General features: G+C 45.3%; 15 protein-coding genes. 13 read left to right on the forward strand and 2 right to left on the reverse strand.

All coding sequences use genetic code 11. The annotated features are described in order from the left end of the window. The 13 genes from VFA_RS10745 to VFA_RS10805 all read left to right on the forward strand — a co-directional run bounded on the left by VFA_RS10745 (position 1) and on the right by VFA_RS10805 (position 9,347). Complete coding sequence (locus VFA_RS10745; protein WP_004726844.1) at positions 1 to 366, forward strand: phage tail tube protein; 366 nt, start codon at positions 1 to 3, stop codon at positions 364 to 366. 10 nt (positions 367 to 376) lie between these two features. Further along, positions 377 to 1,084 (forward strand): phage terminase small subunit, encoded by a 708-nt coding sequence (gene gpM, locus VFA_RS10750; RefSeq protein ID WP_004726846.1) that lies wholly within the window; start codon positions 377 to 379, stop codon positions 1,082 to 1,084. Then, the gene (locus VFA_RS10755) at positions 1,068 to 1,355 is read left to right on the forward strand and encodes a phage tail assembly protein (protein ID WP_004726847.1); all 288 of its coding nucleotides are present in this window, start codon (positions 1,068 to 1,070) and stop codon (positions 1,353 to 1,355) included. The genes gpM and VFA_RS10755 overlap by 17 nt, the downstream gene beginning before the upstream one ends. A 35-nt stretch (positions 1,356 to 1,390) precedes the next feature. After that, positions 1,391 to 1,498 carry a GpE family phage tail protein gene (locus tag VFA_RS23190; protein ID WP_081454447.1) on the forward strand — a complete coding sequence of 36 codons (108 nt, stop codon included), beginning with the start codon at positions 1,391 to 1,393 and terminating at the stop codon, positions 1,496 to 1,498. A 28-nt stretch (positions 1,499 to 1,526) separates the two neighbouring features. After that, positions 1,527 to 3,413, forward strand: a complete 1,887-nt coding sequence (locus tag VFA_RS10760) for a phage tail tape measure protein (RefSeq protein ID WP_004726848.1) — start codon at positions 1,527 to 1,529, stop codon at positions 3,411 to 3,413. A 415-nt stretch (positions 3,414 to 3,828) separates the two neighbouring features. Continuing rightward, a complete protein-coding gene (locus VFA_RS10765) occupies positions 3,829 to 4,335 on the forward strand; it encodes a hypothetical protein (RefSeq protein ID WP_038151587.1) in 507 nt (168 codons plus the stop codon). Positions 4,336 to 4,446: 111 nt separating this feature from the next. Further along, positions 4,447 to 5,418: a nucleotidyltransferase domain-containing protein gene (locus tag VFA_RS10770; protein WP_004726849.1), complete on the forward strand. Its 972-nt coding sequence runs from the start codon at positions 4,447 to 4,449 to the stop codon at positions 5,416 to 5,418. Beyond that, entirely contained in the window at positions 5,419 to 5,805 is a 387-nt protein-coding gene (locus VFA_RS10775; protein WP_038151590.1) for a hypothetical protein, read from the forward strand. A 156-nt stretch (positions 5,806 to 5,961) separates the two neighbouring features. After that, positions 5,962 to 6,807 carry a hypothetical protein gene (locus tag VFA_RS10780; protein WP_115333281.1) on the forward strand — a complete coding sequence of 282 codons (846 nt, stop codon included), beginning with the start codon at positions 5,962 to 5,964 and terminating at the stop codon, positions 6,805 to 6,807. A gap of 39 nt (positions 6,808 to 6,846) precedes the next feature. Beyond that, complete coding sequence (locus VFA_RS10785) at positions 6,847 to 7,278, forward strand: hypothetical protein (protein ID WP_038151592.1); 432 nt, start codon at positions 6,847 to 6,849, stop codon at positions 7,276 to 7,278. 127 nt (positions 7,279 to 7,405) lie between these two features. Further along, on the forward strand, positions 7,406 to 7,873 hold the full coding sequence (locus tag VFA_RS10790; RefSeq protein ID WP_038151596.1) for an Sbal_3080 family lipoprotein: 468 nt from the start codon (positions 7,406 to 7,408) through the stop codon (positions 7,871 to 7,873). A gap of 141 nt (positions 7,874 to 8,014) precedes the next feature. Further along, the gene (locus VFA_RS10795) at positions 8,015 to 8,380 is read left to right on the forward strand and encodes a hypothetical protein (protein WP_081454448.1); all 366 of its coding nucleotides are present in this window, start codon (positions 8,015 to 8,017) and stop codon (positions 8,378 to 8,380) included. Positions 8,381 to 9,086: 706 nt separating this feature from the next. Then, positions 9,087 to 9,347 (forward strand): YgjV family protein, encoded by a 261-nt coding sequence (locus VFA_RS10805; RefSeq protein WP_004726851.1) that lies wholly within the window; start codon positions 9,087 to 9,089, stop codon positions 9,345 to 9,347. 117 nt (positions 9,348 to 9,464) lie between these two features. On the opposite strand, the gene glpK is transcribed toward VFA_RS10805, so the two are convergent. Together glpK and VFA_RS10815 are read right to left on the reverse strand one after the other, a co-directional pair. After that, positions 9,465 to 10,985, reverse strand: coding sequence for a glycerol kinase GlpK (glpK, locus tag VFA_RS10810; protein WP_004726852.1), 1,521 nt, complete (start codon positions 10,983 to 10,985; stop codon positions 9,465 to 9,467). 51 nt (positions 10,986 to 11,036) lie between these two features. Next, positions 11,037 to 11,891 carry an MIP/aquaporin family protein gene (locus tag VFA_RS10815; protein ID WP_004726853.1) on the reverse strand — a complete coding sequence of 285 codons (855 nt, stop codon included), beginning with the start codon at positions 11,889 to 11,891 and terminating at the stop codon, positions 11,037 to 11,039. Between the last annotated feature and the right edge of the window lie 356 nt (positions 11,892 to 12,247).

Raw genomic sequence — 12,247 nt, forward strand, 5'->3', positions numbered from 1 at the left:
ATGGGAACCACAATCACCAGCCGCGCCGTGCTGAACGCCGGCTCTCTGGGCCGCCTGCCCATTAAAGAAGGCGCAGAAATCGGGTTTGGTAACCTCAAGCGTGAAGCGGTCATGGGCGATGACGGCGTGCTGGGACACAGCGAAGTGTACGACGGCGCGCCCTACATCAAAGCCACCATCGTGCATGCCAAAGCGACCGATGAAGACGCCATCAAAGCGTTCGTGGATGAAAACATCACCCTTGAACTCAACAGCGGCAAAGTTTACACCCTCACGGATGCCTGGACGGTGGACCCGCTTACGCTGAACGTCAAAGACGGCCAGCTGGAAGTGCTGTTCAACGGCTACGAGCTCATTTCGCAATAAGGAGCGTGACATGCTATCGATCTTGTTAAAACGTCAGGCTCAGCAACAAAAGGCGGCTCAGGCCAATCCGCTGCCAGCCGTGGCGCAACCCGTAGCGACGGGCAAAAGCGCCCGCCCGACGCTGGCCGACAAACCGTGGGAAGAAACGCAGGCCATGCTTAAACAGGATTTGGCGTTCCTGCGCACTCTGGCCGGCTCTCAGGAAAAAGACCCGTACAAAGCCGAGCTGGTGAAGAAATACCAGCCGCTGGTTGAGAAGCTTCTCACTACTCATACCGACCTCGGCAATCTCGATGTGGTGTGGTGGTTCTATCAGTGGCAGGTCGATTTAGGCCAACTGACGACGGTACACGACAGCTTCCGGGCGGCCATCGACATGGGACTGGAAACGCCGGACAGCTGGAAGTCAAACGGCCAGACCGCGTTCTGCGACATCGTGTTTCAGTACTCGCACAGTGCCTCGAAAGAGAAGCTGGCGTTTAACCGCGACTACCTGCTCCAGGCTGTCACCGATTTGCAGGCCGGAAACCTCGCCACCAACGCGCCGCTCAAAGTGAAGATGTTCCGTCTGGCAGGTGACTGGTATGACGCAGACGGCGACACAGAGAAAGCGTACGCGCTGTTTGATGCGGTGATGAAACTCGACCCGAACAAAGGCGGTCGCAAGACCCGGCTCAACGAACTGAAGGAAGAACTCGGTTATGGCAACTCCGATTAACAATCAGGCTGAAGTGAAAACGGCCACACTGGCCACCCCTATCGTGAAAGATGGCGTGGAAATCAACACGGTGGACATTCGCAAACCGCATTCAGGCAACCTGCGCGGGCTCAGCCTGATTGATGTGTGTGAGATGAAATTTGAGGCCGGCGAAATCCTGCTGCCGCGCATTTCGTCTCTGACTGAGCGCGATGTGCTGAACCTGCCACCGGAGAACTGGGCGCCACTTTTGACCACCATCGCCTCTTTTTTCGTGAATACGGAACTCTGATAAACCGGGTTGAGGACTACTACGCCGACATCGCCATGGCTTTTCACTGGCCGCCGAGCGAAATAGACGCCCTCAGCTACGACGATTTATTACTGTTCCGCGAGCTGGCACGGCAACGAACCGAAACACAAGAGAGCGATTAGCTCTCTTTTTTGTATGAAGGACATCCGGATGAAGATGAACCTCTCCGTGGTGATGGGACTGAAAGACAAAGTGTCCGCGCCACTCAAAGGCATGGCGAGTGATTCCGACCACTACGCCAAAGCCATCAAAAAGATTCAGAAAGCGCAGGCGGATGACTCGGCCGCGATCGGCATGATTGGCTCATTCAAAAACACCAAAAAGGCGATGAGCCAGAATGCGCTTGCGATGGCATCGGCCAGTGAAAAACTTCGGGAGCTGCAAGCCAACGCGGCAGCAGCGGGTAAACCGACCGCCGCCCTCACTGAGAAAATTGCCAAACAGCAGCAGCGGGTCGATAAGCTCACACAGCAGCAGGACCAGTACAAAACACACCTGGTCAAATTGGGTGGTGAGCTGAAAAAGACAGGCGTCAAAGTGCACGACCTCGATGGCGAGAACAAGCGGCTGGAAAGTCGCTACAAAAAGCACGGCGCGGAAATTGACAAGCTGACAAAAAGGTACAATCGATTTCGGCTCGCGGTGACCCCTCTGCAAAAACTCAATAGCATGATCCGCCTGCCCAATGTGGCTGGTTCCGCACTCGGGAAAGGGACCGCCCTGCTCGGAGGTTTCAGCCTGGCCGGACTGGCAGCCGAGGTGAACAGCAGCGCGGCAGAGATGGACAAACTTGCCAAGAAATCCGCCAACCTCAATCTGCCGATCGGCGAACTGCAGGCCATGCAATCGCAGGCCGAACACGCGGGCGTGAGCGCCGATGCGCTGTCGGCCTCGATGACCCGCTTTACCCGTCGTCTGGGTGTACTCCAAACCACCGGAGCGGGCGCACTGGGCAGTTATCTGAAAAAGAGTAAGAACGCCGCGTTCCGCGATTTACAGGGCGCGAAAGATACGCAGGAAGCCTATCAGATGCTGCTGGAGTCTTTCTCTAAACTTAAAACCGCGCAGGAGCAGATGGCGTTTGCGGATGCCGCCTTTGGTGACAGCGGGCGGGAAATGCTCATCATGCTGCGAGAAGGCACGCAGGGGCTGACTGCTGCGCGTCAGGAATTCAACGATTTGGGTGGTGGTGCTACCGCCGAAGATGCGGCAAAAGCCGAAGCGTACAACGACGCAGTGCAGCGCATTTCAGAAAGCCTGCGCTCGATTAAGTTTGCCGCGCTGGCGCCGATTATGGAGAAAGCTACCAGGCTGTTTACCGAGTTCTCGGAGAAATTCAAAAACACCCAGTGGCGCACCGAGTTTATGGACAAAGTGATTCAGACCGTCAACGGGCTGTATCAGGCGCTGGAGTTCTTGGGTAAAGGGCTGATTTTTGTTACGCAGAACTTCAAAGGCATTATCACCATGTTGGCGATCGCCAAAGTGGCGCTGATTGGCCTCAATGCGGTGATCATGGCCAACCCGATTGGCATGATGGTCACGGCGATTGGTGCCGCAATTATTGCCATTACCTATCTGGTGGATAAGTTCATCGGCTTAGACAAAGTTGTCAACTGGGTGAAGGATCAATTCAGCGGACTGTGGGACGGGATTAAGAAGCTCATCAACCTGCTGCCGGACTCTCTCATTCCTGACGGCTGGAAAACTGGTTTGGACGATGCCGGCACAGAAGTCGATAACCTGGCGAACAAACTCGACAGTATCAAAGACAAGAACGCCACGCTGGGAATTGTAACCAACGAAACCCGCAACCAAACAGACCGCACCAAAGCCTATACTGACGGACAAAGCAGCGGCCTATCGGCTGCCAAACCGAACAATCCCTATCAGCCAATCAAGAGCCAGACGTTGAACAGCCGATCGGAAGTCGCACTGACAATTAAGTCAGACAAACCGGTGACGGTGGACAAGGCAAAGAGCGACAAAGGAACCGATCTAAATCTGGATGTCGGAAACTTAGGCTGGAGCTATTAGAACCACACCTGAGGACAAAATGTGGTCATTAAATTTATACAAGCAATATAAATCAATTACTTAAATTGAATATCAGCCCGCCCATTGGCGGGTTTTTGTTTATCTGTATGAATTCAGACCAGATCTGGCAGTGACCTACTGTTTACCCTCTTTCTTGATGCTCATAATCTGATCAACCAAACGAATGCACATTGATGCGTAATTATGGTGATAAAACCCAAATCGATCACACCAAAAGACTCACTCGTCTGATACTGTTGATGCGTTTCATTTGTCAGCTTTGAAACATGAAACTACTAAAGCGTATGTGGCCAGTTTGGTATGGTGTATTAGATAGACACTGTCTGTATTTTGTTCTGAGCTTATACAGATTAGGCCAAATTAAAAGAGACTGTTAGCATTCATGAGGAAATAAATGAGTATTGTAGATGATTTGAAAAGTTTGGATACGAATGCTGTAGTTATCATTTCTGTGTTTTTCGTATCTTTTATCGCACCAGCATTTTTACTAATTTATAAGTTGAATAAACCAATTTTTATTCAGTTGGATACAATTAAGTTAATTATACTGTCTATATCCATTGCATCACCCAGTTTCCTGTTTCTGTTTATTGTAACTTGGGTTTCGGATGCAGTCTTAGTGCATTTTAAGTATTACCCAGCGGGGCACTTAGGAACAATGGCGGACTGGTTTGTTTTACAGGGCATGTCGAACACATCAATTTTATATATAGTATCTTTCTTAACTTATGCGTTTGATTTAACTGTTAAAAGCGTTGTTTGGTGGATGGTCGGCTTAATCGTGTTATATACAATCCATGAGTTCTGGCGTGTATTAGTAGTTGCGAAACGACCTGAATTCAAGGCTAGTGCACTGCGTATGAGCCCAAATGCTAACAAAGCGTTTAAGAGTGATTCGTAACGCGTGGCATTTTCACTTTGCGTTGAGCATCGTGTTTAAGGCGCAATATTGAGGCTGTGGTGTTGCGTTACTCACACCTTAACGCGGCGTTAGTTTTTATTAGAGGTTTAGATGTCCCAAGATTTAGTTTTGAAGCAAATCCTACTAACAAAGCTGAACAATGTATTGAACCCGAATTATGTTAACAAAATTATACTGTTAACATTTACCCTAGGGGCGACTTTAATTGGAAAAAATCTTTTAATTGAGCTTTTGTTATCTTTGGAGCTGATTACACGTGACTTTGTGCTTAAAGTGCAACTGTCTGATGGAGCGAGTACTACAGTTTTCTACGTAGGAGTGTTGTTTGTGCTTGTTTCACTTTGGCTGTTCTACAAAGCCCATCTTGAGCAAGGTGATAAAAGTTGCAAGCAGTTTGCTTCTCTAAAGAAAGCCACACCAACATTAATAAAATTAATAGAAGAGAATGAGCGCGTATTTAAAGAATGTGGTCCTAATTCATCTCAGCACAATCAAGAAGAACTGCGTATGGAGTTTTCTGTGTGGAACAATGCTAAATTAGAGATTATTTTACCCAATAATGCGAAAATCTATCAAATAATCAGCACTATAAAGAGATTCACACCTGTAGAAAAACGCATTATCGACAAAATGAAATCACATATTGAGCACTTTAAAGTTCATGTTGAAAATGGCGGCATTGATTATTCCAACCACCAGTTTCCACAAGAGTTTGCTGACCTAATTTATAGCTATAAGAAAGTAAGTAAAGCTCATCTACGTAGAAAAGAAAAATTGTCTGGTTGGTTACAGAGTGAGCTCTCAGGGTTGGATTTGGAAAGTGTGTATCTGTTTGGTAGCTTTTTGTACAACGAAAATTATCATGATATAGATATTTTAATAAAAACCAACTCATCTACTTTTGTAGGCATCAAAGAAGTGGCAAATCAACTCAAAGGTATTGTGGATAAGTGTAAAACCGAGAAAGGTGAAAGTTTGCATCTTTCTGTATTTAGTGAAATTGAGAAAGAAAGTTTCCTTTCTTTCAAGAGCAAAATTAAAAATTTGGAACAGGTAATTTAAATGGGAAAAGATCTACATTCTTCAATCCTGCCATTCTGGGAAAGAGCTTTAAACAACCATTCTAACGTTGCGTCGTGGGAAAGAGTTACAGACCCATCGGACTATATCTATAGAGTTACGCGCGTAAGAGGTGGAGACATATTGATCCTTGCTTCGGATTGTTACCGCTACAGTCTTACTGATTTCTTAACTAGAAATGAACACATTGGCGCAGGGACTATGATTTACATGGCGAAACCTGAATCAAACTATTGCCTTGAAGTAGCTGATGCTTGCAAAGAAGAGCATGTAACTATTGGTATGCTTGGTGAAATACTCGGAGCCTTAAATATAGATTCACACTGGAATTGGGAATCAAGAGACAGAAAAGAACGTCGTAAAAGATAAAAACTAACAAACGCTTTAAGACGGATTTGCAACACTAGGCAGCTTTGGTTTTAATTGGCTTTTGTGTTTACGGCGCAATAATTGAGTGTTGTGGTAGCGTTGCTCATACCTTAATGTGGCGTTATGTGTTCGCGCACAAATGTGGGAGGAACTTCAGTGACTTTAAAACAAAAATTTCAGTATAAATTACTTCCTAAAGTTGTAGATAAATACATTGAGTTCCGAAATTCATGTATCGAAAAAAATCTACGTAAGCTCAAAGTTACTTCAATTTTAGTGGACAACACAGTTCTGTTTCACGGTGTTACTCATGAAACCGCATGGATATCAAATGGTAGAAAAAAGTGGGGCGATACTACAATAGATACTGGTTACCTATCTAGAATTCCAGTGCATAGAAAAGGTTGCAAATATCGTGAATTTGCCTCAATTAAATATTTGCCAAGTATTGTAGATTTAGCTAGGCGTGGTGTAATTGAACTGTGTCTTTCTGATGAATTGAAAGATGAACAATTAACTCAACCTATGGGAAGATTTCGAGGCTATAGGATGTTTGATAGCTCATTATTTAAAGCGCTTGATATGCGAGTTATCCATGACCCCGATTATACATTTGCTATTGGCTCTGGCTGTAGAAGTCTTGAAGAGCAAAGAAAAGATAGGTTGGCATCAAAATCTGACCCACTTTATCATGACTTAATTCGAGTGCTAGGTAAGAAAAACTCACAGGATATCTGGCATATTGTCACGGCGGAAAGAAATGACTGCTACTGTTTTTTAACTATGGATTTTAAGTTGGTAAAAAACCTAGAAGCACAGAAGAATAACCCTGCAGTTAGATCGTTAAAAACTAAGGTTCTGACGCCAGAGCAATTTGGTGTAGAAGTTAATCTGCCGTCAATTTCTCCCCGTTTTTACTCGTACCATATGGCAGATTGCCCCGTGAATAGCGAACTTAACTGGCACGATTCGAAAAGACAGAAGCCGAGAAAAAACACATAACAAAGCGTTTAAACGGGGCTAGATTTCACAGGAAGTATTATGCTTGAATTACCTTATGCGAAAGAAACATTTACCGTTGCTTTTACTGCTTTATTTAGTTTTATAATTTCATACCTTTTCTTTAAAAGGCAGGAAAAATTAGAAAAAAGAAAGGTGTTTTATGAAGCAGCATCATCGATGATAATCAAGTATATAGATGAGCTTATGTTTGCGTTATCTGATTTATCATACTCTACCAAGGACAATGAAGATGCTCTAAGAATAGCGTTAATGAATGTAGTAAAGAAAAAACAAAATGTTGTTGAGAGTCGCCTCCTTCTGCTAAATGACAAAGACTTAGTTAATGAATTTGATTTGTTTCTTCAAGTATGTACAGCTTATAGTATCAATACTGGGTTCACAAAACCTAATAATGTGCCTATAACATTGGTTACAGTTCAAGCACATAAGGTATTGAAAAAATTATTATAAAATCTAACAATCTGTTTAAGAGTGATTCGCAACGCTTGGCATTTTCGCTTCGCTCACACCTTAATGGGGCATTATGCAGCTAATTGCAATTCAAGAAAAATAATAGTTCTATTTAAAGAGAAGTAACATGTACAAGAAACTACTTATCCTTAGTCTACCTGTGTTTTTGGCAGCATGCGCTACTCCGAAGTATACAGCGGAAGCAATCTCGCAAGAGAATCAGAGTAAAGAGATCACTATTGTCAAAGATAACGCGACACGAGAGATCTTCTTAGATTCAATGCAAGAGTGGTGTTTGGATACTGCGCATAAATGTACTGTTGTAAGTGATGGAACTACACCGAAAAGTTCGGAGCTTACACTTACCTATATATCACGTTGGAGCTGGGACTTCAGAACGTTTATCGCAGATGCCAAAGTTAAAGCGTATAAAAATAGCGAGAAAGTCGGTGAAGTCGAATTCAAGGCACCAAATAGTGCAAATTCAGATAAGTGGGGAGATGACCGTAAACGAATCATCGCAATGATGGATTTGTTGTTTGGTAAGCAGACCGTAAGTGAAGCTCAGTCCAAAATTAAGTCAGGTGAAATGTAACAGTATAACAAACCGTTTAAAAGTGACTCGCAACATGTGGCATTTTTACTATGCGTTGCGTTTAATGTTTAAGGTGATTGGTATTGCGTTGCTGCTCCCCTTAACAGAGCATTATTTTTGTATTTCAATGAGGAGTTTAAGTTGAAGAAGTTTACCATAATTATTGGATTATTTTTTTCTAGCATTGTATTTGCTGCCGAGCCTAGCTTTTCAGGGGTGTTTTACAGTGACTACCCTGGCGGTTTGACTGATAAAAATTGGACTGGCTATCCATCTCACAATGCATCTTACGCCGGAGATGGATATCTTTTCCAAAAGAATACTGACTCTGTCAATTATGTATCTAATCAAAAAAATTTGTTTATCAAAAACGCTCGAGAAGAAGCAAAAGAATTCGCGGTTTCTAATAAAAAAAATTCCTATGCTGTCGTAAACATGTCTTTCCAAGTTGTTAGAACTGAAAATACGACTGAGCTATACGCCGATTACTATGTTGTTGCGTGGTAGATTAATATTTTTGGGTAACCTGAAACATACAACAACGGCTCCAGAATGCTCATAAACCATCACTTTGGAGCCTTTGTAACTTTCACGCAGAACCCTCAACCAAGGCCATTTTTAGCAGGCGCAGACTCTACGAAAATTTCCGTCTTCTCTTTCTTGTTGAAATAATATTCAACTTCCTCTTTAGTATGATGACCTTCGAGTGTGATTGATGTGTTGTCTGCATACTGAATATGTACTATTCGGTTTTGCTTCGTTCTAATCCACGCAATTAGAACACTCGCAATTGAGGCATAAGGTACCGTGTTGATTAGATATCTGGAACGGCTACACTAAAGCGCTTCACCTTTCCCAAGTGGTTTTCAACACTTTCTTTAGTCAACAATTCTGAAAGTTCACTTAAGCCCACTTCAAACGCTCTATAGACACGCCTCGTCAGTTTCACCCGCTCCCTCACCCTGCCCTTTTGCTTACTTTTTGGACCAACAGAATTGGGTAATGACAAAACTGTGAACAGCATTAAACGTTTGCGTAATCGCTAACCTTCACCGAACTCGTTTTTGAGGGTTTTATCACAATAACCCTGTTGTTATAGTAATCATAGAAAACAACCGAACCATTCGAGGCATGGAGCATCCTCACTTATCTCACGACGAGAAGATTGGTACCGACACTGACACTGTTCGGCAAACTTAAAGAGGGTCAAAAAATGGACATGAACATGGTTGAAATCATGGGCTACGCGGCATCAATCGGCGTGGCTATCTCACTTACGATGAAAGACATCGTCAAACTTCGCGTTTTGAACTTTATCGGCTGTGCACTATTTGTTGTGTACGGTTTGATGATTAACGCATGGCCCGTGGTCGCGACCAACGCGTTCATTGCGTGCGTTAACGTATATTTCCTGTTCAAAATGCAGCAAGAAAAGAAGGCTGACAAAGCCGAAGGCGTGCAAAACGCCGCTTAAATAAAAATAAAAAAAAGACGTGTAAAAAAAGCCCGGGCAATTGCCCGGGCTTTTACTTTTCCCCGATAACCGCTTCCCCCCTACGAAGAAACGGTCATTCACACAATGGTTGTTACATTACTCTTCTTCGTGATGTAACTCAGCCCATGCTTGCGCACATTTCACCGCGCGTTTCCAACCTTTGTAACGACGTTGACGTTTCTCTTCATCGTGGTGAGGTTCAAAACTGCGATCAATTTCGGCTTTATCTTTCAATTCTTCCAAGTCATCCCAGAAACCAACAGCCAAGCCCGCCAAATAAGCGGCACCCAGTGCTGTGACTTCGGTGACTTTTGGACGATGTACTTCGGTATCCAGCACATCAGATTGGAACTGCATCAGGAAGTTGTTGGCAACCGCACCGCCATCCACACGCAGTGCAGACAGGCGAATGCCGGAGTCTGCTTGCATCGCATCTAGGACGTCACGAGTTTGGTAAGCAATACTTTCCAATGTTGCACGGATGATGTGGTTTGAGTTCACGCCGCGAGTCAGGCCCACAATGGTGCCACGTGCGTAAGCATCCCAATATGGTGCGCCAAGGCCCGTAAATGCAGGCACCACGTACACACCGTTTGAGGTGTCTACTTTGGTTGCGAAGTATTCTGAGTCGTGCGCATCAGAGATCAGTTTCAGCTCATCACGCAGCCACTGAATAGAAGCGCCGCCCATGAATACTGCACCTTCCAGTGCGTAAGCCGGTTCGCCTTTCGGACCACAAGCCAGAGTCGTCAGCAGACCATTTCTTGACGTCACTTTTTCCTGACCGGTGTTCATCAGCAGGAAGCAGCCTGTGCCGTAGGTGTTTTTCGCCTGACCCGCTTTCACACACATTTGGCCGTACAGCGCCGCTTGTTGGTCACCCGCAATCCCTGCGATTGGAATACGCGTACCGCCTTTACCACCGATGTTGGTTTGGCCGTACACTTCTGAAGAGCGCTTCACTTCTGGCATCATTGCCAGCGGAATGCCGAACTCTTTCAGGATCTTCTCATCCCACTGCAGTGAGTTGATGTTAAACAGCATGGTACGCGATGCGTTGGTGTAATCAGTCACGTGTACGCGACCTTGGGTCATTTTCCACACCAACCATGTATCGACGGTACCAAACAGTAGTTTGCCCGATTCAGCCGCTTCGCGTGCGCCTTCAACGTTGTCCAGAATCCACTTGATTTTGGTGCCCGAGAAGTACGGGTCAAGCACCAAGCCGGTGTTTTCGCGAATGTACGCTTCCAGTCCGTCACGAGATTTCAGCTCTTCACAGATTTCAGCCGTACGGCGACACTGCCATACGATGGCGTTGTAAATCGGTTTGCCTGTTTCTTTGTCCCAAACGATGGTGGTTTCACGTTGGTTGGTAATACCAATCGCCGCGACTTCATCACTACGGATCCCCGCTTTGCCCAGCGCTTCAACCAGCGTTGAACTTTGCGTCGCGTAGATTTCCATTGGATCATGCTCAACCCAACCCGCTTCTGGGTAGATTTGAGTGAATTCACGCTGAGAAACGCTCACAATATTTGCATCGTGGTCGAGTACAACAGCTCGCGAGCTGGTGGTGCCCTGATCTAATGCAACCACATATTTCTGCTCAGTCATGGTTTATTCCTTATAGTTTCACGTTCTTGCTAACTTCGAATTACTTTCATTTTAGACGTGTGCTTGTTCACTTTCTTCCACGTCATCACACTGGTTCGGGATAGTACAGCCCGTTCCCACGGTTGGAAGATAAACCGCGATAAATTTCGGATATGCCCACGCACCAAAACATGCACCTAAAATTGGCGCTGCAATCGGGACGATGAAATATGGGATGTCTTTGGCGCCGCTCAGTGCATAATCCCAACCGGCCAGGTAAGCGAACAGCTTCGGACCGAAGTCACGCGCTGGGTTCATTGCAAAACCAGTTAGTGGACCAAGCGAGCCGCCGATGATTGCAATCAGAATACCGATCAACAATGGGTTCAGCGCATTACGGTGTGCACCGTTGTTTTCATCGCCCAGTGCCAAAATCGCAAACATCAGTACGGCTGTAATGGTAAATTCGACCGCGAACGCACCGCCAAACGACAAGGCAGCATTCGGATACGTCGAGAAGATACCCGCAGTGGCCAATGCTTCTTGGCTGCTACGTACAAAATTGTGCGCGATTTCGTAATCGGTAAAAAGGTTGCTGTACAAGCCGTAAACCAATGCTGCCGAGCAGAAGGCACCCAGCACTTGCGCCACAATATAAGGAACCACTTTCGCTTTATCAAAACCATGGAAAGCGGCCAGAGCGATCGTTACCGCGGGGTTAATGTGAGCCCCTGAGACACCAGCTGTACAGTAGATGGCGATGGCAACGCCCATGCCCCACATGATACTGATTTCCCATTGACCAAATTGTGCGCTAGTCAGCACGAGTGCTGCCACACAACCCACACCGAAGAAAATCAGCAGTCCGGTGCCGATAAACTCCGCGATACACTCTCCTAAAAGAGTATGTTGTTTTGTTCGAGTCATAAGTAAGAGTCCTGTTTATAGTTATGTACACAAACTTTGTGTGGGGCAAATCTGACACAGAAGAGCACTCTCGAAAATCGAATAAGGAAATTTATGAGCGTTCGAGCACAAATTTGTTAATGTCAAACTCGTTTTTTGTTAATTGGCGCATCATTTTGATCATTTCATCAGTAGGGTTAGTTTTTATCGCGCCATTTTCTAATCAAGAAACCCTAATAAACTGAGCAATTGCTTATTAAACAAGGCATCATACGTTTTCATTTGCCAACAACGTTCTTGACTCCGCTTGCACATCAGACCAGCTCGTTAGCGCATTTATTCCTGTTTTCATCGATTTACATGTAACAAATATGTGC

The sequence above is a fragment of the Vibrio furnissii CIP 102972 genome (assembly GCF_000176175.1).
GTDB classification, from domain to species: Bacteria; Pseudomonadota; Gammaproteobacteria; order Enterobacterales; family Vibrionaceae; genus Vibrio; species Vibrio furnissii.